The sequence below is a fragment of the Veillonella ratti genome (assembly GCF_003992115.1).
GTDB classification, from domain to species: domain Bacteria; phylum Bacillota; class Negativicutes; order Veillonellales; family Veillonellaceae; genus Veillonella_A; species Veillonella_A ratti.
In genome coordinates, this window is the sequence record NZ_RQUX01000023.1 from 1 (window position 1) to 24028 (window position 24028).

The following is a 24028-nucleotide window of genomic DNA, read 5'->3' on the forward strand; positions in this document are numbered from 1 at the left end:
TGAATTCGCTAGCGAATTGAACAACTTGGGCGTTCGTGTTGCTACTTTGGAAAACAAAGTTGGTAACGTAAAAGTTACCGGTGATGTTCGTTTGAAATACGAAGGCTTTGAAAAGAAAGGTCGTTATTATTTAGGTACTAAAGAGCGTCCTAATAAACAATCTAAATTTGACTATCGTGGTCGTGTTCAATTCAATGCCAATGTAAATGAAAACACATCTGCTGTAATCCGTCTATCTACCGGTACTACTGAATTTGGTAACGCCACAAGTAGCGGAGCTAAATTTGATCGTATGTATGTAGCGCATAAATTTGGCGAAGATACTACAGCTGTAGCCGGTCGTTTTGGCGTAGTTGTTGGTAACGGTTTAATTTATGATGACGCTTTTGATGGTGCGGCAGTTACTTATGACAATGGTAACTTCAGTGCTACAGCAGCTCACGGTTACTTTGTAGCTGGCACTTTGTTTGATGGTAGTGTATTCGACGACAGTGATTACAGCCGTGGTTTTGATGTAGATGAATTAAATGCCGATACTAATACTTCTGTAACTTTATTACAAGCTAAAGCTAAATTAGGTGAAAACGCTACAATTGGTGCTTTCTATGCATTAACAAATCGTACAGGCGTTTTAGAAATTGATGGCATTGGCGATGTTAGTTTAGATAACGATATTTATGGTGCATCTTTAGACCTTAATTTTGGCAAATTCTGGATTGGTGGCGAATATGCTACATTCAAAGATGATTTCAAAGTTGACGGAACTCGAACTGAACTTAAGTATAACGGCAGTAAATTAGATAAAGATGCTTGGGTTGCTGGTGTTGGTTATGGCGACTATGATATTAAAAAAGCCGGTACTTGGGATATCAAAGTTCAATACTTTGACCAAGGTGCATTATCTCCTGTAATCAGTTCTACATGGAATCAACCTGTTAACAGCAATTATAAAGGCTGGATGGCAACAGTTGATTATGCATTAGCTGATAATGTAGGCTTATCTGCATACTATGCATTTGATGGTAAACAACAACAAGACATCGATGGTGATGGAAGCAAAAAAGTAAGCGATTACTATCGTGCAGAATTAAACTACAAATTCTAATTGTACCCGAAATAGAATTATCTCGTAACACAAAAACAACCACTTCCTTTGGAGGTGGTTGTTTTTGATTATCTTTACATTCCATATTGCTCATAACTTGACGATATGGTCAAATATGATATACTAAAAACACAAAGAGAGCTATTAACGTGTGTAGGCGTTAGGCTCATCTAAAGTGTATGAACGGATACACCTAACTTATGAAGTGAGGCAATACTTCTGGGCGTTAGGTGTATTTCTTTAATGAAATAATTAGCACTATAAGATAGCAAAACCAATCATTAATAATATAGCTTCGTATACAGTCATAGTATCACTACCTTTCGGTGATGAACGTAACTCACGTTAATAGCTCTGAGTATTATTATAGCGCTATGAATTTGAGAAATAATCATCTCAAATTCATAGTGCTATTTTTGATTTCATTAGTTTTTAATCAATCCCAAGATTTATCAAATAACAGAGTCATTAATTATTTTGCATAGCCGCTTTAGTTAACGTCATCTGATCAAGTGTAAATTCTCTATCGGCAAATTTGATGCAAGCTTTTTTGAAAGCACGCTCGGTACTACTAGTACCGGCAGCATTTTCTTTAACAATATATTTCTCATTGTACACATATTTATCTTCTTTAACGGAGTAAATAAGGACTGTATACAATACGGTTACTTCAAATTTTACCGGTGAAAAACCAAGCCAAGCAGTTTTTACTTTCGAATCGGTGATTCTCGCATTAATCAATAATACATAATCGGAATTGGTTTGCTGTGCCATCTCATTTAATTCTTTTTTCTTAGGAACATAACCACGACCCAAAGCAGTATCATTAGGATTCAAATCGTTTTCCAATAAGTATTCTTCAAATACACTTTGGCTTTCAGCCATATTAACAGGTGATATATTTTTGTGTTTAGATAGTTCACGAACAATTGCTTTGTATAAAATTTCTCTGGCTTCAGCCTCATTACTCACTCCCGCATTGCCTACATAAACAAGCGGCATTATTCTTTCTTTACTCCCTGTATTAGAATAAGTGGTCACATCATAGGCATTTGTTGTAAACACAGCCCCAACTAAAACAAAAATCCCCATCATTAACAGTGAAAAAATCTCTTCATAAATAAACCTCCTCTTACCTAAAAAGTGAAAATACCATAATAATTAATTCGATATAACTTTTCAAAATCCTTCATATTTATAGATTTTTATAATAAAGTTTAGGCCCAATTTCCTTAAAATGGCAAACAAAAACAACCACTTCCCGAAGGAAGTGGTTGTCTTATTTTTACTACTTATTAATTCTGTTTTACAACCAATTAGAATTTGTAGTTTAATTCTGCACGATAGTAATCGCTTACTTCGTTACCGTCTTGGTCTTCTGCATTAAAGCCATAGTAAGCGGATAAGCCAACATTTTTAGCTAATGCATAATCAACAGTTGCTAACCAACCTTTAAAGTCTGCATTTTCTTGTTGATTCCAAGTAGAGCTAATTACTGGAGAATCTTTAGCTAAATCAAAGTATTGAACCTTAATATCCCAAGAACCGGCTTCTTTAATGTCGTAGTTACCAAAACCTACGCCAGCTACCCATGCATCATGGTCAACATTCTTAGTGAATTCATCTTTAAATGTAGCATATTCGCCGCCGATCCAAACGTTTTTGAACTGTAAATCAACGAAACCGCCATAGATATCATTATCTAAATTTTTATTGCCAAAAGCGTAGAACCCGCCTAAAGTAGCATTTTCACCCAATTTACCTTGAGCTTGGAGTAAAGTTACAGAGAAGTTATTGTCGCTAGAAATTGAGGACAAATCTTCAAATGGATGATCTGCTTCTTCTCCATCCACTGTATAGCCATCAAAGGACGCCAAGTCTAAACCACCAGCTACGAAATAACCATGAGCAGCAGTAGCTGCAAAGTTACCATTATCATAGGCTAAGGCAGCACCATCGAAAGTATCATCGTAAACTAAACCACCGCCAACAAATGCACCAAAGCGGCCAATTACACCTGTAGTATCTTGACCAAATTTATGCGCTACATAGATACGGTCAGCTTGAACATCTGTGCCACCTGCAGAGCCAAATTCGTTAGTACCAGAAGAAATACGAACTACAGCAGAAGTATTTTCATTTACATTGGCATTGAATTGAACACGACCACGATAATCAAATTTAGATTTTTTATTGGCATTATCTTCGTCAATTTGACCTTTCTTTTCAAAGCCTTGGTAACGAAGACGAACGTCACCGGTAACTTTTACGTTACCAACTTTGTTTTCCAAAGTAGCAACACGAACGCCCAAGTTGTTTAATTCGCTAGCGAATTCATCAGCCAAACGGTTGATCATAGCTTGTTGTTCAGCGTTAGCACGAGCTTCGTTAGCCATAGCTTTAGCTACCATCTGAGCCATTTCGTAACGAGTGATGTTGTTCTGGCCTTTGAAAGTACCATCTGGGTAACCGTTGATTACACCAGCTGCTGCCAATTGAGATACGCTCTGGTATGCCCAATCGTTAGGAGTTACATCGGAGAATGGGTTAGCTGCGAATGCAGTAGTTACGCCAAGTACAGCAGTTGCTGCAAATACGGCTGCAAAACGTTTTTTCATTGTAATTACCCCTTTCGGTAAAAAACAGAAAAAAGAAATAAAATAGCAGATGGCATCTCATTTCATTCTTCATGTTTCTATACTCATGTAATGTACAATGGAGTGTCCATGTTTCCTCACACTTAATTACATTTTCTGTCAATCATGAAGCTGTCATGACTACCAATCTACGGACATAATACCACACTCGAATCAAAAATCAAAGGGTTTTGTTATGATTATTTCGCATAGGTTATGCATCTGTCTTCTTAGAAAGGATTCAACTTCATCAAACCCACACCTTACAAGCCCTTTATTTATCATCGTTTATCCCTATATTGATTTTTGTTGATGTTTACGACAACAAAAAAAGACAACTTCCGAAGAAGTTGTCTTTTTTATATCCGAAACTACTATATTATAGTAATTATTGGTTATTAGTCAGATTAGAACTGGTAGTTCAATTCTGCACGGTAGTAATCTGATAAGTCAGCGCCGTCTTGGTTTTCAGCGTTGAATGCCCAGTAAGCGGACAAGCCAACGTTTTTAGCCAAAGCGTAATCAACAGTAGCCATCCAAGCTTTGTAATCGGAGTTTACAGGTTGATTCCAAGTAGAGCTGATTACTGGGGAATGTTTAGCCTGGTCGAAGTACTGAACTTTAACGCCCCAAGTACCTTCGTTTTCAATGTCGTAGTTACCTACGCCAACACCGGCTACCCAAGCATCTTTACCGTCGTTGTTTACGCCAGTATTCCAATTTTTGTCCCAAGTAGCATATTCGCCACCGATCCACAATTTGTTGAATTGAAGATCTAAGGAACCGCCATAGATATCGTTATCTAAGTTATCTAAGCCCCAAGCATAGAAACCGCCGATAGTTGCATGTTCACCCAAGTTACCTTTAACCTGTGCAAGAGCTACTTTATAGTTGTTGTCAGCATTTTTGCTAGTGATGTCACCGTCAAAACCAGTTGGTAAGCCAGTAGTATCGTTAACAATATGATTATCAGCATCATATTTGCTGAATAAGCTACCGCTAATGAAGGAACCGTAACCACCAGTCAATGCGAAGTTGCCATTGTCATAAGTGATAGCAGCACCATCGAATGGATCGTCGTATACTAAACCGTTACCGATAGTGTTGTCGAAACGACCGATTACAGCAGTAGTATCTTTACCGAATTTGTGAGCAACATACATGTTGTCAAATTTAACGGTAGTACCGGTTGCATCACCGAATTCAACACCGTCAAAACCATTGTCTTCACCAGTTGTTACAATACGAACAACTGCAGAAGTGTTGTCAGCTACATTAGCATTGAACTGAACACGTGCACGGTAGTCAAACATAGAACGTTTATTGTTGCTGTTTGTACGATCTTCATTGTAGAAGGAACCTTTTTTATCGGAACCCTGGTAACGAAGACGAGCGTCACCGGTTACTTTTACGTTACCAACTTTGTTTTCCAAAGTAGCAACACGAACGCCCAAGTTGTTCAATTCGCTAGCGAATTCATCAGCCAAACGGTTGATCATAGCTTGTTGTTCAGCGTTAGCACGAGCTTCGTTAGCCATAGCTTTAGCTACCATCTGAGCCATTTCGTAACGAGTGATGTTGTTCTGGCCTTTGAAAGTGCCATCTGGGTAACCGTTGATTACACCAGCTGCTGCTAATTGAGATACGCTCTGGTAGGCCCAATCGTTAGGAGTTACATCGGAGAATGGGTTAGCTGCGAATGCAGTAGTTACGCCAAGTACAGCAGTTGCTGCAAATACGGCTGCAAAACGTTTTTTCATTGTAATTACCCCTTAGGGTACAATTTATGTAAAACCGTGAAACAAGTAGTGAATTTTCAATTTAAAGTTGAAAAAATTTATCTTAGTGTTTTAAAACTCTTGCCATATTTAATTTTAGGTGTTACTGAATTTTAAAGCATATTTTTCATTGAGTTGTACATTTTCAATAGGTATTACATAGTTTGTTTCTGTTAATATTTTGTTGTTTTTATAATCATTTAAAGTAGAATCTTTTAATACTGCTGAAAGTAGTTTTGCATTTAATTTCTGTGTTGCTGTAGGATTTAACAAATTCGAACTTCGAGACGATATAGCAGGGAGTAGTACGGATTTCAGTAAAAAATGCCAATACTGATATTTACCGACAAGTGACCATTTCTGATAATCCTTATGGCACTGTAAATATAGTTGTAATATCGATGAAGAAAGATAAGGGGCAGACGTTTTAATAAGTCGGGGAATAGCCACCAATAGTGCACCTTCTATTTGAGGTTCTTTATATAACGCTTTATTGGCACAAATATCGGAGTGATTAATGGCTTGAGGGCATTGATAGTACACATAAACTCTATCTTTATACCGTCGTCGCATACCGACTAAACGGTGGTGACATGAGGGGCATCGAAGCAGTCCTTTAAAAAGATGTGGTTCGCTTAATTCCTTGGCTGGGTAGGATGCTCCATGATGGCGTGGTCTTTTTAACGCCTGTTGAACGGCCGAAAAGGTATCTTGAGAAATAATGGGAGGGGCATAATAATCAATTCCATAAAAACGGCCCGTATACTTTTCATTACGTAATAGTTTGGTAATGGTAGGATAGGCACGAACGATACCATGTTTTTCAGCTAAATAAATCATGGTCTGTCGAATTGATTTAGTTTTTAAATAATAATTGAAAATGTCTCGGATAATAGACGCTTTTTCATCAGGTACGATATGCTTATTTTGAATTGAGTAGCCTAATGGAAGCTTCCCGGAAATGACTTCACCGCGTTTAATTTTATCGGCAAATACGAAATTGATTCGCTCCGAAGTAGTGTCTGATTCATTTTGAGCAATGGACAGCTTAATGTTAAGGTAGAGACGACCTTGTGCCGTATTCGTATTGTAATCTTCCTCCGTTGTTTCCCAGACTACATTATATTTATCTAAAATAGCCTGATAAGTGTAAAAATCGGAAACATTACGAAACCATTGATCCAGCTTAATAAATAAGATACAGTCGATTCGACCGGCCTGAACATCTTGTAACATACGGGCAAACTCTTTACGACGACCGGGGCGACTGCGTGCCGAGATGCCTTCGTCACGATAACAGTCTACGATTTGGTAATTATGCTCTAAGGCGTATTGCCGCAGCCTGTTTTCTTGAGCTTGCAGGGAGTAGCCGTTCATGGCTTGTTCTTCATGAGAAACTCTGATATAGAGTGCTGAACGTTTGCCATTCATACATAGTCACTATTGGTATCTGAATCAATCCAATAGCAATTCCTCCTTTCAAAATTAAAGTAGAATGATGAATCTAAAGAGTCATATAGTTTAAAAAAATAAAAGTATATGGCTTGACTTCATCGTAACATAACTTATATTGGAGATTGATAAAAGTCGAATAACTTCAGCAAATATGGTATACTTAATAATAGCCCCTTAAATTAGAAATCCGGGGTTATAAACGAAAATTCAAATCGGATTGTGAGGTATCTATGGCAGATATACGTTTATTGGCAATTGATTTAGATGATACATTAGTTAGAGAAGATAATACAATTTCAGACTATACACGACGCATTTTGAAAGAAATCGAAGCGAAGGGCATTCACATCGTGATTGCCACAGGCCGCATGTACCAGACGGCACGACCGGTCGGTCTCGCCATGGATATCGGCGATTTGCCGATGATTCTTTTCTCCGGCGGGTTGGTGCAGCGCATCGAATCAGGTGAAAAGTTATTTGAACAAACGGTAGATGTGTCGGTGGCTAATGAGATTTTGCAATTGGCTAAAACTAATGATTGGTATGTGCAGTCTTATATTGATGATGAATTGCTCGTTCATCATGAAACGGAAGAGTCCCGCATGTATGAAAAAGGTGTCGGTGCCAAGCCGGTATATATCGGTGATGCGGTGTACACTGCACCGAAAGGGCCGAATAAGTTATTGTTTATTGCGGAGCCGCAAAAGATTCTGCATATTGAAGCAAGTTTAAATAAAGATTTTGCGGACAAAGTAGAAATTGTGCGTAGCAAGCCGAATTTCTTGGAGATTAACAGCATGAATTGCACGAAGGGCAGCACCTTGGCTCATATGGTTGAAGAATTAGGGCTGAAACCGGAGCAGGTAGTGGCGTTCGGTAATTCGCAAAACGATATTTCCATGCTGGAATACGCCGGCACGGCGGTGGCTGTGGCCAATGCAGATGATAATGTAAAAGCGGTGGCTCACGAAATATGTCCGTCTAATGAAGAGGACGGCGTAGCGCACTGGCTCGAGGAGCATATTTTATAGGAAGGGAGACCTATTGTGGAAGGTACGTTCAGATTACTCATTGTGACAGGTATGTCCGGTGCAGGCAAAACACAGGTAATGCAAGCCCTGGAAGATATGGGATTCTTTTGTGTAGATAATTTGCCGCCCGTTTTAATTCCGAAGTTTAGTAATTTGTGCCGCCAAGCCAGTGACCGTATTAATCAAGTGGCGCTGGTGGTGGATATTCGCGGCGGCCAGTTTTTCGAAAGCTTATCCGACGCGTTGGCATCGCTCAAAGAAATGCAGGTTCCTTATGAAATCGTGTTCATGGATGCTACTGACGAAACGCTGATTCGACGTTACAAAGAAAGCCGTCGCAGTCATCCGTTGGCGCCGGACGGCCGCATTACGGTAGGTCTTAAAAAAGAACGCAAGATTCTTGACTCTATCCGTCCGTTTGTCGATTATATTATCGACACGACGAACATGAAAACGAGCCAGTTAAAGGCGTACTTGCGTCAGAAGTTTTCACAATTGGAAGAAAAGAAACAGGGCATTGCCGTGTCGGTAGTAAGTTTCGGCTTTAAATACGGCATTCCTCTTGATGCGGATATGGTATGGGACGTTCGTTTTTTACCAAATCCGTATTACAATCCGGAATTTCGTCATAAAACGGGCCGTGTACCGCAGGTTAATGAATACATTAATTCCTTCGAGGTGACGGAACAATTTTTGAGTACCATGTTTTCAACTATGGACTTCTTATTGCCTAATTATGAAAAAGAAGGTAAGAGTCAGTTCGTAGTGGCTGTAGGTTGCACCGGTGGTATGCACCGCAGTGTAGCTATGGCGGAAGCGTTGTATAATCATGTACAGACATTAGGCTATCGGGCAACAATTGAGCATCGGGATATGTTTAAAAATAATGTTGAAGAGGATTGTAATCCTCGCGAGGTAACGGCGGCCGAAATCAAATAATTCGGCAGGGTTATCGCTAGATAGGAGAATTCAAATGATACATATGTCAGGATTCCGGTGGCTCACGCCAGGTCTTAAATTAAAACGATGGCTGGTTGTGTTTGGTCTTGGTATGCTGCTCGTAATCATCGGTGTGGCCTTGATGCTTAATTATCAATGGCTGTCATATTTTGAAGATTTATTTTTACAATTTTTATATGAAACGACCGGTTCGTACAACTATACAACATTGGCGACCGGCGGTTTTATCACCATTTTGGTAGGTATCGTACTCATGACAATCGGCACTAAGCAAGTAGGTAGCGCGGTGGTGCGTGCTATCATTCCGGCCGATACGGATAAAGTGGGGGATTATATTTTCCAAAATATCCGCATGGCTAAAGGGCCGAAAGTCGTTGTTATCGGCGGTGGTACCGGTTTATCTACCTTATTGCGTGGTTTAAAAACGCACACATCCAATTTGACGGCTATCGTAACGGTAGCCGATGACGGCGGTTCGTCCGGTCGTTTGCGTGAAGACTTCCAGATGATTGCGCCGGGCGATTTGCGTAACTGCTTAGTAGCCTTGGCGGAAAAAGAAGGCCTTATGGAACAGCTTTTCCGCTATCGTTTCGGTGGTGAAGGCGACTTGGCCGGTCACAGTTTCGGTAACTTATTCTTAACCGCGTTGACACAGATTCTTGATGAAGATGTGGATAAGGCGCTTGACGCATCCAGTAAGATTTTGAAGGTGCGCGGTCGTGTTATTCCGGCATCCACGCAGAACATTGTGCTCATGGCAGAGATGGAAGATGGTTCCATTGTGGCCGGTGAAAGTCAGATTCCGACCGTGCAAAAACGCATTAAACGAGTTTTCACAGAACCTGCTTTACCGCAACCGCAAGGAGCTGCTTTGCAAGCTATTGATGAAGCGGATGCGATTATTTTGGGACCGGGTAGCTTATATACAAGTATTATGCCAAACCTTTTGATTGATAAAATTGCAGAGCATATTAAGGCTTCCAATGCACCCAAAATTTATATTTGTAATGTTATGACTCAGCCGGGTGAGACGGACGGTTATACAGCGGCCGATCATGTGGCGGCCTTGCAACGTTTGGCCGGTCAAGGCATTGTCGATACAGCTATTGTCAATGATGTGCCGTTTGACGAAGCGGTTATCGAGAAGTATAAAGCAGTAGGCGCCGAACCGGTGAAGGTGGATACGGATAAATTGGCAGGGCTTGGGGTGCGCACGGTGCGTGCCGGCTTGATTCAGCATCCGGAAACGGCTGTTCATGATCCTGAGCGCCTCGGCAAGATAGTAATGGATGTAATTTACGCTATGCAGTCCGGTTTAGAGCCGCATATTCTAGAATACTATTTAAAACGGGAAGACCGTTAATCACCTACAACTCTTGAAGATATTGATGTAATTAGTGCGGCTGATGCGGTTACTGCGATTTTAGTTAGATTTTGTATTAAATAAGGCATACGCCTGCTGCCACTTTACCGGCAGTTTTGAGAGAAGAGAAGGGAGGCACCTATGTCGTTTGCAGAAGATGTAAAAAACGAGCTGTGTCAGTACAAAAATGAAGACAGTTTGTCTGCCAAAGTAGAAGCCTCTTGTTTATTACGCATGGGTGGTTCATTATTATTGGGCAGTCAGGGCCGTGTAGGCATTCGCTTGGCGACGGCGAATAACGCGGTAGCGCGCCGCGTATTGTCTATTTTGCGCGCTCATTATGCGTTGCATACGTCCGTCCTCATTCGACGCGGTTTAAATTTACGCAAAAAGAATGTGTATACCTTAACCGTAGAGCCTACCGTAGAAGGACGTGAGGCTTTAGAAGATATGGCGTTATGGCCCATGGATACAGCACTGCCGGCAGAGTGGTTGACAACGATGGAAGGGCGTCGTGCTTTTTTGCGCGGTGCCTTTTTAGGGGGCGGTTCCGTCAATAAACCGGAAAGTGATTACCATTTGGAGTTTATGACGAGTAATCAGCATTTTGCCGATGAAATTGTGCGCGTACTGCGACTCTTTCATATCGTGGCGCGTGTAACCGAGCGTAAAGATTCCTATGTGGTGTATATTAAAGAAGGCGATGCTGTAACAGATTGTTTGCAAATTATGGGGGCTCAGTCAGCCCTTATGGAATTTGAAACGGTGCGCGTTGTCAAAACTGTGCGCAATCAGATTAATCGGCAGGTTAATTGTGAAACGGCGAATTTGCAAAAGACGGTGAATGCCGCCGTGCGTCAGCTCGAGAGTATTCGTATCATCGAGCGACACCAAGAGCTTAGCGATTTGCCGCCGAAGTTATTGGAAGTGGCGATGGTGCGCTTAGATAATCCGGACGCCAGTTTAGGGGAATTAGTTGATCTTTTGGGCGGCCATATTTCTAAATCCGGCGTAGGTCATCGCTTTCGTAAATTGGAACAATTAGCACTGTCTTATGAGCCTATGGGGCTCGAAGAATTTATGTAGGAAAGAGGAATAATTCAGTGAAAGTATTACGCAATAAATATAGATGGTTAGCCATCTTAGTCGCGTTATGGACACGGGGCGTAGGCTTTGTAATCGGGGCACCGCCGGAAACGGTGAACTTCCAAACTACAACTTTCACGCCGTTGCCCGTAGTTTTGACGGAAGAAAAAGACACATTGATTTTTTCTGACAGTCCTGAATATGTAAATAAAAGCGGTGTATTGGCAGCCGGTACGGTTAACGGCACGGGGCGTGTGTATTTCTATCATGTTAATGAAATGAAAGAACCTCAAAAAATTGCCATTGTACTGGAAAATACATCCAAAAAGAATGTAGAAGTGACGGTTCACCGTGAGATTTTTGCAGAACCGAATCGTGAATATTTTGTAGTGGGCAGTGAATTGTCACGGGAAGATTTGGATGCGCCATACGTGGGCACGAATCGTCAATGGCAACCGGCCGCTCAACGGGAACGTTCGGCAAAGGCAGCCGGTGTACCGGTGCCGTCAGTAACCGCAAAGAAGGATACGATTGAACAAATTGCCGATACCGCCACGACTAATAAATCAACGACCGATACAGCCTTGGCCAATACAGCGACAGCTAATATTGCTGCGGCCAATACGAGCGGCACGATTGAGAAGATGGCCGTAGCCGACCAAAGAAGTGACGATGAGGCTGTCAAAGTAGGCGATGACGTAGTGGGCAAACAGCGTGAACAGGCGGTTAAGGCTTGGCGTAAAGAAGTTCGTCAGCAGGCTCAGGCTGAGGCTAAATTAAAACCTACCGTGCTTGATACGGTGACGTTGGCGCCGGGCGGCAAACAAGCGTTCTTTTCAAAACTCGATAAAATCCCGATTCCGCAGGATGACTTGTTCTCCGGGATTTTTGACTTTACGTCTACCGGTCCGGTGTACGTAAAAGTTATGATGTTGCCCTTTGAAACACCGGCTTTGGGCGGTTCTTTAATGGCGGAAACTTTGCCTATGGATGAAGTGGCCTTGCGCGGTACCTATGTGGGAGCGCAGCGTCGTTTGACTTTGATGCAACCATTTGACGGTTCCTTGGGACCTGTGTCTGTTATGGTGGCCAATGATCGTGAAGATCCTTTTGTTGAGGGCGTTGATGAATTGACACCAAGTGCGGCTGCAAGCGGTACGGCCGTAACGAACCGCGGTAATTACGGTGTGAGCTATGAAGTGACGATTCCCACTATGGGCAATCGAGCTTTTGCCCTTTACATCAACCCTTTGGGCGGAGCCTATGCCGGTTCCTTTAAGGTAACGTATGACGGCCAATCGGAAATTTATAATGTACCGACGGGAGCACGCTTATTTTTAGGTAATAATACAACGGAAGACAGCCAGTATTTCAACACTTATAAAGCGGGTAAATTATTGACGATTCAATTTATTCCCGCCGGAGCGTCTAATTTGCCGATTCAATTTTTATTGGTGCCACAGGCATAATTACAGGCAAAGTTAAGATTGCGCTGAATAGTGGCCTAGTTGCAAAGTAGAATAAATTAATTCAAGTGAGAGCGATGTATTTCGCTCTCACTTTTTGCTTTATACCGCAAGTTTACCCATAAATTGAAAATTAAATGTCTTTTTGGAGCAGAACTCTCAACATGTCCCTGTTATTATTAACTTATTGAGTAATATTCTCATAATTCCTAAAGGTAAAAATTGATCTAAATTTTGATTTAGATAGGATTAGACTTAGGATTTATCGTATAAGGTGGTAATTATGGAACAGGTATTTGTATGGCGTAAAGCCGTCATCGGCTCGCTTGGTTTTCATTTAATAGCTGCTGTCGCTTTAGGCGTTATCGGCTATCACATGAGCCAGATGGCGGCATCAGAGGCGTATGAAATTGATTTATCGATTCCTGTGGCGCAGGAAGAGACAATAGCGAAACAAGTAGAGTTTCCCAAACCCTTAGCCGTAGAGGATGTGAGTCAGCGTGTAGCCGCGGTGAGTCAAACTACGAATCCGGCAGCCGGCGGTTATGGCGGCGGGACACCGTCGGAAACACCGCAAGCGGTGGCACCGGCATCGGTAGTAGCGCCCGGCAGTGGTACATTGGCGATACCGGGGGCTCACGAAGGTACCGCTACATCGTTTAACGGTATCGGTCAAGGGGCAAATGAAGCGGGTGGTCCCGTTGGCGAAGGCCTTGGTAATGGTGAAGGTGCCGGTGTCGGGAATGGCACAGAAGAAGGCGTAGCTCCCGGTGAGCCTTTTGATATGGATGGTTTTTGGAGTGCCGTCAATGCCAATAAATCGTATCCGCCCATGGCTGTAAGGCGTAATATTGAAGGCGATGTGACGGTACAGGTCACTTTGGACAGCGGAGGGAATTTAGTAGCGGCGGATGTAATATCGTCAACTAATTCGTTGCTTGCCGATGCGGCGTTGAAGGCAGTGTATAATGCCACGCCATATAACAACCCGACCGGTGAAAGTGTCACGGTGAATGTGCCGATTAGTTTTCGCTTGACAAACTAACATAATTTATTTAAGATTAATTCTCAAGAATAGAATTAAGAATCCATTTAGTTTAGATGAAGAATACTAAAGTAATTAATTGATATTTAGAGTAAAGACCTTTCTGTAAGTACAGATTTTGTATAACCTCAAAGTAGGTATACAGCTTGTACTGACAGAAAGGTCTTTTTGCATTTTGGAGGAAATATGCAGTTAGTAGAATCGATTAGGGATAAAATGCAGGATTCCGGCACGCGTTTGCTCGAGATTTTGCACAATCGTAAAGTATATGAGCGCAAGGATGAAAACGGGTATGCCCGCATGATTAGTCAGCCCGTATTTAACGGTATCGACATCGTCTATAACGATGTCGTGATGGAGCGAATTACTCATAATGCCAAGCCCATGTCCGGTTTGTTTGAAATTCATTTTTGCCAGGACGGGCGCATTGAATGCTCTTTTGAAAACGGCAAATGCCTGTATATGAATGGCGCGATATTTCGTTGGGCTGGAAAACATGCAGCACCTTTCGTCACAGCTCGTATTTTCCTACCGGTTTTTACAAAGGCTTGTCCCTCGCCGTATACGTACCGAAAGCGCAGGCGGCGGTAGATGCCTTTGTGGGCAAAAACAGCATTGACCTTGAAGAAGTGTGCAATCGTTTCTGCACGGCTAACGGAGTGGGGCTGGTGAAGGATACAGGCCGTTTAAAAGAGCTCTTTATGGATCTGTATAATGTGCCGGATGTACTGCCGGAAGTGTATTTGCGCGTGAAATGTGTGGAGATTTTTGTATTGCTTGGTACATTGACGTGCGAGTCGGGGGATGAGCATATCTATTTCGAGCGTGCCCAAGTGGAAACGATTAAGCGGATTCATGATGAAATTTATAACGACCTCGGTAATCATCACACCATTGAAGCCTTGGCGAATCGTCATCGTATTTCCATGACAGCTTTAAAACGTTGTTTTAAAGGGGTGTACGGCATTACGATTTACCAATATGTGAAGCGTTGTCGTATGAACTTTGCCGCTAAAGACTTGGTGAATACCAATGACACGATTTTGGAGATAGCTAATCGTTGGGGTTATGAAAACGGCAGCAAATTTTCTTCTGCTTTTAAGCAAATTATGGGCTGTAATCCGAGGGAATATCGGGTAAAAAATAAAATGCTCAATTAAGGTAAGTGCAATAAATGTATCGATTTATCGGTTAATTAGTAGACCTGCGATTTTAAATTGATTCACTTAATGTGTTAAATTTATTTCCAATATTTACTGAATTAGTCATATAAATGAGTAGATTAAATGTCCAAACGGATTGGTTTGGGCGTTTTGGGGTAGTTTACTGAAATTAAGATTTGTTATCATTTAATGTATAGCGAATTGGTATAGTCAGTTGAATTCGCTTGCTAGGGCTTAAGGAGGCCATTATAATGGAAGGTATAAACTATATCGTTAATTTATTTGTCACCGGTGGTTTGGTTATGTACCCTTTATTGGCATTATCGCTAATAACCGTGGCTATCGGGATAGAGCGTTGGTATTTTTTCAGATTGAATACGAAAGGCGGTCGCGGTTTTTCACACGGCGTGTATCACAGTGCCAAAGCCGGCAATTGGCGTGAAATCGACGAGCTTTGTCAACAGTATCCCTTGTCTATCAGTCGCGTCGTGCATGCCGGTTGCAGTAATCGAGAATCGGAGCAAAGTATGAAAAATGCCTTTATGGAGCAAATGACGTTTGAAACGTCGTCCTTCAAACGGTATTTGGATTATTTAAGTGCCATCGTTACGGTGGCTCCGTTATTGGGCCTGTTGGGGACGGTTACCGGCATGATCGGTACTTTCGGTGTCCTCGATAATGGCGGTGGTGCGGCGGCCATTACGGGCGGTATCGGGGAAGCCTTGATTGCGACGGCTACAGGTCTTTGCGTAGCTATTATCGCCTTTGCCATTTATACCTATTTCAGTCATCGCTTGGATCAGTTTGTGATTCGTTCCGAGGAATTGTGTTTAACCATGGTCAATGCCATGAAAAAGGAATGGTGATACTATGTTCAAGCAATTTGGATTGAAACAAAAGCCCATGTTCATGATTATTCCCATGATTGATATTATTTTCTTTTTACTCGTATTTTTTATGATGAACAGCTTGCAAACGGTGGCGCAAAAGTCGTTGGATGTGCAACTCCCTGTAGCTCAGGCGGCGGTGCAACAAAAGCATGTGCCGGTTATTATTACCTTGGATACGGCGGGGCATATCGTAGTCGACGGTAAGCCGCTCAGTTTGACCGATGCCAAAGAGGTACTGGTGACTAAGCAGGAAGCCAATCCGGCAGTGGCCGTAGTACTTCAGGCCGATGCTCATTCGGCTCACGGTCAAGTAGTAGCCATTATGGACCTGGTGCGCAGTGCGGGAATTAAAAAATTCTCCATCGGTGCTACCAATAAATAAGCCGAATTCGTGCCGTGAAAAACGTATTAAAGTCGGCATAAGTTTTGCAAATAGAGCTGTGAAGGCATAGCATCTCAAAGTTATGGAAAGGATTTGTATATGATGAAACCGGAAGAGTTATTTGCGAAGATGTCCCCCGAAGAGCGATTGATGCAATTGGGGCGGGCTACAGATAATCCGTTGATGGAGGCCTTTGATGCGAAGCGCGTCGTTCATGCCGGTCTCAACGGTCGTCCTTTAAGCCCTGAAGAAGCGCAACAAACATGGCAGCAGGTCATGGCAACGGAGCCGGTTAAAGGGCAATTGCAATCGGCGTATATTCACATTCCGTTTTGCCAGACGAAGTGCTTGTACTGCGGATTTTTTCAAAACGCGGCCAATCAGTCCGCTGAGGACCGTTATATAGATTTATTGATTCAGGATTTAGAAAGTGATGCCACGCAGCGTCGCTTAAAAGACGGTTTAATTCAGACCGTGTTTATCGGCGGGGGTACGCCGACGTCGTTATCGGCAACCAATGCAGCTCGTTTATTGCAGACTATTAAAAAATGTTTGCCGTTAGCCAATGATTACGAATTAACCTTGGAAGGGCGCATCAATGATGTGGTGCCGGAGAAAATGGAGGCCTGGTTCGCCAACGGCGTGAATCGAATGTCGCTGGGCGTACAGTCTTTTCACACGAAGATTCGTCGCCAATTGGGCCGCCTTGATGACCAAGAGACCATCTTAGAGCGATTGCACCAGTTAAAAGAGTACAATCAATGTTCCTTGGTGGTCGACTTAATCTACGGCTTGCCGGATCAGACGCCTGAAAAATGGCAGGAAGATTTGGAGATGCTGGAAGCGGCGCCAATCGACGGGATGGATTTGTATCAGCTCAATGTGTTTGAAAACAGTGATTTGAATACAGCTATCAAGAACGGCAAAGTATCGCCGGCGGCGACAACCCGTGAACAGGCGGCCATGTTCGCCCAAGCGCGTGCATTTGTTGATTCGTATAATTATCGTCGCCTCAGTGCCGCCCATTGGAGCCGTTCCTCCCGTGAACGCAGTTTATATAACACCATGGCTAAACGGGGCTATCCTATGTTTCCGTTCGGCTGCGGCGCCGGCGGTAATGTAGGGGGCTATATGACGATGCTCCATCGTTCGTTGGGTGCTTATGAGCACATGGTAGAAGCGGGTCAAAAACCGTTCATGGTACTTATGAAGCAATCACCGTTACAGGAAGTGGCGAATATCATCGTTGATCAATTGGAGCATTGCTACTTTGATTTGAAACCGTTAGTGGCCTACGATGAACGTTTGGCCGAGCTTACTTGGCTCTATGATTTGTGGCGTGAACGAGGCCTCGTTGAATATAACGGAATTATGTATAAATTAACCTTGGCCGGTGAATTCTGGCATGTGAATTTGACACAAACAACGATTGAGTTGGCTCAGTATTTACTGACCGGTGAATCGAGCATGTCCCACGAACGCATTGCGGCCCAAAATGCTCCGGGTAAGCCGGCCGGTCATCCCGGTGGCGTACCAAAAGGCCATCCCGGTGGCATGCCTAAAGGCCATTCGGGGGGAATCCCTAAAGGACATCCGGCAAGTATTGCTAAGAAATCAGCACATGCCATGACCGAACCGGAAGGGATGATAAAGGGTCACATGGGCAGCATGATTAAGGAGCAACCGCCGGGCATTCATGTGGTTCGTGGTGCCAAAGGAAATGAGGTGTCCGGTTGAAACGATACTTATTGATTCCGGTGACCATCGTAGTCTTGTGCGTCATAGCGCTGACAAGTTGGATTTCCCTGACTCATGAGGACAACTCGCAGATTCCGATGCGCACGGTAACGGATGCGACCGGTACCGAGGTAGTGATTCCACAGCATCCGAAGCGCGTCGTTATTTTGAACTCCGCCAACTTAGACATGTATTATGCCGTTGGCGGCACTGTAGTCGGTAAGCCTACCTCCTCGTATATTTCTAAAGAAATAAGGGAAAAGACGAAGGATGTGCCCGCCGTGGGCACCCTTCACAGTCCCAGCGTGGAGGCCATTATCGGGCTTCATCCGGACCTTGTTATCGGTATAAATGTACCGTTTAATACGAATTTACGGGATATTCTGGCACAGGCGGATATTCCGTTATACATTAATGATTTAGACACCTATGACGATGTGGTGACGACGCTGACCTTTTTCGGTGAACTCACCAACCAGCCGGATGTTGCGAAAGCAACGGCTGACAAAGCGATGGCGAATTATAATAAACTTGTTGATGATGCTAAAAAACAAAAAGGGCCGCGCAGCCTTATTATTTTCGGTGCGCCCGGCAGTTTCAGCATGGCCACAAGTAAAGCTTTCAGCGGCAATTTATTAGAGCTTCTGGGAGGGCATAATATAGCCGATATGGCGACAGACCTGGACGGCGATTATGTGCCGCTCAGCATGGAATATGTGGTGAAAACCGATCCGGAAGTTATCTTTTTTATCAGCATGTCGCCTAAATCGGACAGCGTTAATGTATTTAAACGTGAGATGCTTGAGAGCTCTGCCTGGGCTGATGTAAGCGCTGTTAAAACACAGCGAATTTATTACTTGTCCGGTGGCTTGTTTGCGGCTAACCCGGGCACGCGCATCAGTGAGGCGCTCACAATTATGTATGATGATTTATACGGAAAGGAGGCGGCCCATGACGAACCGTAACGCGCCAGCCGGCTCATCAACACCAATAAAAACTGAAGAGCGAGCACTAAACGGGCAAACGGCAGTGCATTCGAAACAAAATCAGACGTACCATGATTCGCGGCAACGTAAACGCCGCCTGACATATCTTATAGCCGGCCTATTCTTAGTATTTGTGGTTATTACCGGTTTTATGTATGGCGCCGTGCCTATTACTTGGCAGGAACTCTTAGCCGTGATGCAGGGGCAGGGAACGGCAGATACCGAGCGTATCCTATATTATTTGCGCTTGCCGCGCGTGATTGCCGCCGCCTTGGTAGGCATGAATTTAGCCTTGGCGGGCTGTATTTTGCAAGGTGTATTGCATAATCCGTTGGCGGACCCTGGGATTATCGGCGTGACCGCCGGTGCCGGTGTGGCGGCCATGGCGGTTATGATTTTGGCGCCGGCCTTGACGGCGTGGGTGCCGTTAGCCGCTTTTGTAGGTGCTTTGGTAGCCTTAGCGGTTGTATTTATTCTCGCTTGGGACCGAGGCATTAATCCCTTGCGACTTATCTTAGCCGGGGTGGCCGTGGCGGCCTTTTTCGGTGGCGGTACGACGGCCTTATCCGTTATGTTCCCGGATAGAATTCAGGGCGTAGTTAACTGGTTGGCCGGCGGTTTTGCCGGTGCCCGTTGGACCTATGTGTGGATTGTCTTGCCATACAGCATTATCGGTTTGGTAGGGGCTCTTTGGAACTATCGCAAACTCAATGCATTGCAAATGGGCGAAGAAGTGGCCTTGTCACTGGGCATTAATTTGAAAAAAACGCGTATTATTTTAGTGCTTTTGGCGGCGATTTTAGCGGCCGCGTCCGTAAGTGTGGCCGGTTTACTCGGCTTTGTAGGCTTAATTGTACCCCATTTGATGCGCCTCGTAGTGGGTTCTGATTTTGAGTACTTATTGCCTGCATCGGCTGTATTTGGGGCCGGCTTATTGGTCGGTGCCGATACGTTTGCCCGCACTATTTTCAGCCCTGCTGAAATTCCCGTAGGGATTTTCTTATCCTTCTTGGGTGCACCGTTCTTCTTATACTTATTGAAATGGAGGAGCCGCGCATGACAAGATCGTTAGTTATGAAAAACGGACGTATCGGTTACGATACGCGGGCTGTGGGTGAAAACGTTTCGCTCGTTTTTGACAAACCTGAAATCGTGTCCATTATCGGGCCGAATGGTTCCGGTAAGTCGACAGTATTAAAAACCTTGGGCCGTTTATTACAGCCGTTGGGCGGTACCGTCTATCTTGACGGTAAAGATATTCACGGCATGAATTCGAAAGCGGTAGCCCGTATTATTTCCATGTTGCCCCAATCGGCGCAGGCACCGGCAGATATGACGGTGCGGGATTTGGTCATGTGCGGTCGTTTGCCGTATCAGAATCCTTTCAGTTCGCTCACCACGGAAGATGTGGCGGCGGTACAAACAGCGCTGGAAGAAACGGGCCTTGTGGAACTGCAGCACCGTCCTTTGAAAGATTTATCCGGCGGTGAGCGGCAACGTGCTTGGCTCGTCATGGCTGTAGCGCAGGAGCCGGACATTCTGCTCTTGGATGAACCGACCACCTTCCTCGATGTGCGTTACCAATTGGAGCTCATGAAATTGGTCGTGAAACTCCATCGCACCAGGGGTATTACGGTTATCATGGTGCTTCACGATTTGAACCATGCGGCGCATTTCAGTGACCGCTTGATTGCGGTGAAAAAAGGTAACATCGTGGCGGACGGTCCGGTGGCTGATATTTTCACAGAACCGGTGCTCAGCGATTTGTATGAAGTACAGATGGTTTTTACCGAACTTAAGATTAACGGCGTGACGCACAACATTTGCGTGCCTTATGAAAGTCGGTAGCTTTAGAATTTTCAAAACGGAAACGTTGAAAGGAGATATAGATGAACAGCATTGTTATTTACTCGTCCCGCACAGGGAATACGAAACAAGTAGCGGAAGCAATCGTAGGTGTGTTACCGGAAGGTACGCCTTGTATGCCCGTAAACGAAGCACCCGCTGATTTGAGCCAATACGACTTGGTTTTCATGGGCTTCTGGGCTGACCAGGGCAATGCGGATAAAGCGGCGCAGGCTGTTTTAAAACGCATCGACAATGAAAAAGTAGCGCTCTTTGCTACTTTAGGTGTACCGCCGATGATGCCGCATGCGAAAGAAACCATGGTAGCCGCTACCGGTCTTTTGCCAAAAGGACAGGAACCAATCGGAACCTTCATGTGCCAAGGCAAAGTAGATCCGAAAGTCATCGAGATGATGTTCAAAATCTTCCCGGACGGTCATCCGCACGGACGCAATCCGGAACGTGAAGAACGCCATAAACAGGCGGCCTCGCATCCGGATGCTAACGACTTGGCTAATGCAGCGGCATTCGCTAAAGACGTTTTGGCCAAATTAGGCTAAGAGAATACATCGGCAACATGCAGGTAACATTCAAGCCATAACAGTTTGATTAATACATATAACATATTGAGTGTAATAAATTGACATAATAGGTAAGGACCTAGCTAAACACATATGCGATAGACGGATTAAAGACCCCTAAGCTTCCGCGGTGAGAGGGGCTTGGCCGCTGTAGTCATTATGGTGTAGACAGGTCCTTTTATTATGTCATTTTTTATACATAGATTTTTTCAAAAAGTATAATGGTAAGTTCTAGATATAATTAGGGATTTGTAATGTGCAATTGTGAACTGTGTTAATTTGTGTTTTTATTATGTGATGTGTAGAGGTGTTTAGAGATGAAAAGAGTAAAATCCAAAGAACTTGTGTTGCGTGCTATGACCTTAGCTGTGTTATTGGCACCCGTATATGGTGTGCAAGCCGCTGATTTAGAAACGGATTTGGTAGTCGTTACGGCGTCCAAGACAGCGGAAACTGTGAAAGCGGCACCGCAGGCGGTAGAAGTAGTTACGGCTGAAGATATGAAACGCATGGGTGCTACCGATTTGGTATCCGCCTTGCAGTTGGCGGATAATGTGAGCCTCGCCGAATCGGCTATGACGGGCAATCAGGTAATGCTCCGCGGTATGGATACGAAACATACCCTCATTTTGGTAGACGGTAAGCGTATTGCCGGTGAAGATACGGACAGCACGGCGAATGTGTACACACTCGGTCGTATGAGCCTTGATACGGTGGAACGGGTGGAAATCGTACGCGGCGCCACCAGCTCTTTATACGGTTCCGATGCTATGGGCGGTGTTATTAACATCATTACGAAGATTCCGGATAAAGAAGGTGTAACGGTTGGTGTTAATACGGGTACCAGACAGCAGAACAATTATTATCGCTATGATTCCGGCAAGCAGGGCCGTTGGAATTTGACAACCGGCGCTCAGTTTACCAAAGTGCGTCCTCAGAATATTTTGACCGTAACGGAAGCGTCTGCCACTAAAGTGGGCAGTGAAGGTTACAACCGCTACATGTTCGGCAATCGTCAGAATTTTGACATCAGCGCTACTTATGATTTTGAAAACGCCAACAAGAATAAACTTCGTTTGGATGCGAATTATTTTAAAGAAAAACTTCGCACCGAGCTGGCCGATGTGCAGGGCATCAGCCGTGGCATGACCTATGACCAGCAAAAAGACAAGGTGGAGCATTACAACAACACGGGCTACGGCTTGAGTGCTACCTATACCGGGGCGACCGCTAAAAACGAATACCAAGTGCGCACGTACTACAATCAGCTGAAAAAAGATTATGACATGAGCAATAATGTGGACTTCTCCTTCTTGGGCCGCTTCAGTAAAGTGGCGCAAACCATGATGGAGCGTATGTATCCAAGCTCCGATTATGACCGCGCGAAATATTACACATGGGTAACGGATGCGCAGAACACCATGTTCCTCAATGACCAACATACGTTGACCTTCGGCGGTGAATATCGCAAGGTATACTATGCAGGTACCCGTTTGGGCGGCCAAGCCGATTCCAATGGTGTGAAAACCCAGGATGCTCATACAGTTAACTCCTACTCCGGTTTTGTGGAAGATACTTGGCAGGTAACGGATAAACTCATGCTCCAGCCATCGGTTCGTTATGAGCACAACAGCTCCTTCGGTTCCAATGTGTCGCCACATATCGGCTTAAACTACAGCATTAAGGATAACCTTCGTTTCAAAGCCAACTACGGTAAGGGTTATAAAGCGCCGACCGTGTCCGAACTCTACATGGATATGTGGCATAGTCCGGGCCCAATCATGGTAAACGTAGTGGGGAACCCGGATTTGCAACCAGAAAAATCCACCAACTTTGACTTCTCCTTGGAAGGCGAACGCGGTAATTCCTTCGGTAAAATCACGTACTACAATAATAAGGTATCCAACTTAATCAACTACAATCAGTGGCGTGATGCGGCTACCGGCGTTTACCATGCGCAGTATGTGAACGTAAATAAGGCACAGATTAATGGCGTGGAATTGACGGTAGGCCATAAATTGAGCGATCGTTTGACCTTAAAAGGCACCTACAACTATATCGATGCTAAAGATAAAACCACTGATACTCGTTTGTTAAACCGTGCAAAATCCATTACGACGGTACAACTCGTATACGATGATCACAAGAAGACAGGCTACAATGCAGTTCTTTGGAACAGCTTCACCCATGACTATGCGTACAATGCGAGCGGTCGCAGCAGCACCAGCTATGATCTCTATTCCTTCAATACATTGAACGCAGCGGTAACGCGTAACTTTAATGAAAACTTCTCGGCCTTCGTAGCGGTGAACAACATCCTTGATAAAGATGTGGAAGACCTCAACATGTACGGTCGCGTATGGCGCGTAGGGGCGGAAATTAAGTTCTAAGAGTTCAGAAATTTTTGCCAAACAGCTATACGTTCAACCTCTAAGCCATATGATTTTTTGATAATTCTAACTTCATAATACTAACCTTGACAGGCTAACTTGAGACAGGTAAAATATAAAAAGAAGAAA

The 24028-nt window shown here is 44.0% G+C and carries 22 protein-coding genes; 17 read left to right on the top strand and 5 right to left on the bottom strand.

Features of this window, described 5'->3' with window-relative positions; all coding sequences use genetic code 11:
• On the top strand, positions 1-1105 hold a 1105-nt coding region (locus EO124_RS10225), incomplete at its 5' end, for a putative porin (RefSeq protein ID WP_164726602.1).
• A 258-nt stretch (positions 1106-1363) separates the two neighbouring features.
• On the opposite strand, the gene EO124_RS10450 is transcribed toward EO124_RS10225, so the two are convergent.
• The 5 genes from EO124_RS10450 to EO124_RS08935 form a co-directional block, all read right to left on the bottom strand.
• On the bottom strand, positions 1364-1414 hold the full coding sequence (locus tag EO124_RS10450; protein WP_369076505.1) for a putative holin-like toxin: 51 nt from the start codon (positions 1412-1414) through the stop codon (positions 1364-1366).
• A gap of 159 nt (positions 1415-1573) precedes the next feature.
• A complete protein-coding gene (locus EO124_RS08920) occupies positions 1574-2200 on the bottom strand; it encodes a hypothetical protein (protein WP_127059241.1) in 627 nt (208 codons plus the stop codon).
• Between the two features lie 221 nt (positions 2201-2421).
• A complete protein-coding gene (locus EO124_RS08925) occupies positions 2422-3723 on the bottom strand; it encodes an S-layer homology domain-containing protein (protein WP_127059242.1) in 1302 nt (433 codons plus the stop codon).
• Positions 3724-4148: 425 nt separating this feature from the next.
• A complete protein-coding gene (locus tag EO124_RS08930; RefSeq protein ID WP_127059243.1) occupies positions 4149-5501 on the bottom strand; it encodes a putative porin in 1353 nt (450 codons plus the stop codon).
• A 114-nt stretch (positions 5502-5615) separates the two neighbouring features.
• Positions 5616-6950 carry a recombinase family protein gene (locus tag EO124_RS08935; protein ID WP_127059244.1) on the bottom strand — a complete coding sequence of 445 codons (1335 nt, stop codon included), beginning with the start codon at positions 6948-6950 and terminating at the stop codon, positions 5616-5618.
• Positions 6951-7204: 254 nt separating this feature from the next.
• Here EO124_RS08935 and EO124_RS08940 point away from each other — a divergent pair, with 254 nt between their 5' ends.
• The 16 genes from EO124_RS08940 (at position 7205) to EO124_RS09010 (ending at position 23899) form a co-directional block, all read left to right on the top strand.
• Positions 7205-8005 (top strand): Cof-type HAD-IIB family hydrolase, encoded by an 801-nt coding sequence (locus EO124_RS08940; protein WP_127059245.1) that lies wholly within the window; start codon positions 7205-7207, stop codon positions 8003-8005.
• 15 nt (positions 8006-8020) lie between these two features.
• The gene (gene rapZ / locus EO124_RS08945) at positions 8021-8944 is read left to right on the top strand and encodes an RNase adapter RapZ (protein ID WP_021841318.1); all 924 of its coding nucleotides are present in this window, start codon (positions 8021-8023) and stop codon (positions 8942-8944) included.
• A gap of 34 nt (positions 8945-8978) precedes the next feature.
• Positions 8979-10328 carry a gluconeogenesis factor YvcK family protein gene (locus tag EO124_RS08950; RefSeq protein ID WP_206512561.1) on the top strand — a complete coding sequence of 450 codons (1350 nt, stop codon included), beginning with the start codon at positions 8979-8981 and terminating at the stop codon, positions 10326-10328.
• Between the two features lie 141 nt (positions 10329-10469).
• Positions 10470-11414 carry a DNA-binding protein WhiA gene (whiA, locus tag EO124_RS08955; protein WP_021841316.1) on the top strand — a complete coding sequence of 315 codons (945 nt, stop codon included), beginning with the start codon at positions 10470-10472 and terminating at the stop codon, positions 11412-11414.
• A gap of 17 nt (positions 11415-11431) precedes the next feature.
• Positions 11432-12883, top strand: coding sequence for a hypothetical protein (locus EO124_RS08960; protein WP_127059246.1), 1452 nt, complete (start codon positions 11432-11434; stop codon positions 12881-12883).
• Positions 12884-13163: 280 nt separating this feature from the next.
• The gene (locus EO124_RS08965; RefSeq protein ID WP_127059247.1) at positions 13164-13925 is read left to right on the top strand and encodes an energy transducer TonB; all 762 of its coding nucleotides are present in this window, start codon (positions 13164-13166) and stop codon (positions 13923-13925) included.
• Positions 13926-14111: 186 nt separating this feature from the next.
• Positions 14112-14516, top strand: coding sequence for a hypothetical protein (locus tag EO124_RS10230; protein ID WP_164726604.1), 405 nt, complete (start codon positions 14112-14114; stop codon positions 14514-14516).
• Positions 14474-15085 (top strand): helix-turn-helix transcriptional regulator, encoded by a 612-nt coding sequence (locus EO124_RS08970; RefSeq protein ID WP_164726605.1) that lies wholly within the window; start codon positions 14474-14476, stop codon positions 15083-15085. The genes EO124_RS10230 and EO124_RS08970 overlap by 43 nt, the downstream gene beginning before the upstream one ends.
• 254 nt (positions 15086-15339) lie before the next feature.
• Positions 15340-15954: a MotA/TolQ/ExbB proton channel family protein gene (locus EO124_RS08975; RefSeq protein ID WP_021841312.1), complete on the top strand. Its 615-nt coding sequence runs from the start codon at positions 15340-15342 to the stop codon at positions 15952-15954.
• Positions 15955-15958: 4 nt separating this feature from the next.
• Positions 15959-16360: an ExbD/TolR family protein gene (locus tag EO124_RS08980; RefSeq protein WP_127059249.1), complete on the top strand. Its 402-nt coding sequence runs from the start codon at positions 15959-15961 to the stop codon at positions 16358-16360.
• A gap of 99 nt (positions 16361-16459) precedes the next feature.
• Positions 16460-18097: a heme anaerobic degradation radical SAM methyltransferase ChuW/HutW gene (gene hutW / locus EO124_RS08985; protein ID WP_241230698.1), complete on the top strand. Its 1638-nt coding sequence runs from the start codon at positions 16460-16462 to the stop codon at positions 18095-18097.
• On the top strand, positions 18094-19062 hold the full coding sequence (locus tag EO124_RS08990) for an ABC transporter substrate-binding protein (RefSeq protein ID WP_127059250.1): 969 nt from the start codon (positions 18094-18096) through the stop codon (positions 19060-19062). Before hutW ends, EO124_RS08990 begins: the two co-directional genes overlap by 4 nt.
• Positions 19049-20143, top strand: coding sequence for a FecCD family ABC transporter permease (locus EO124_RS08995; RefSeq protein ID WP_206512562.1), 1095 nt, complete (start codon positions 19049-19051; stop codon positions 20141-20143). Before EO124_RS08990 ends, EO124_RS08995 begins: the two co-directional genes overlap by 14 nt.
• On the top strand, positions 20140-20931 hold the full coding sequence (locus EO124_RS09000) for an ABC transporter ATP-binding protein (protein WP_127059251.1): 792 nt from the start codon (positions 20140-20142) through the stop codon (positions 20929-20931). The genes EO124_RS08995 and EO124_RS09000 overlap by 4 nt, the downstream gene beginning before the upstream one ends.
• 41 nt (positions 20932-20972) lie before the next feature.
• Positions 20973-21488, top strand: coding sequence for a flavodoxin family protein (locus tag EO124_RS09005; RefSeq protein WP_127059252.1), 516 nt, complete (start codon positions 20973-20975; stop codon positions 21486-21488).
• Positions 21489-21826: 338 nt separating this feature from the next.
• A complete protein-coding gene (locus EO124_RS09010; protein ID WP_127059253.1) occupies positions 21827-23899 on the top strand; it encodes a TonB-dependent receptor plug domain-containing protein in 2073 nt (690 codons plus the stop codon).
• Positions 23900-24028 lie beyond the last annotated feature (129 nt).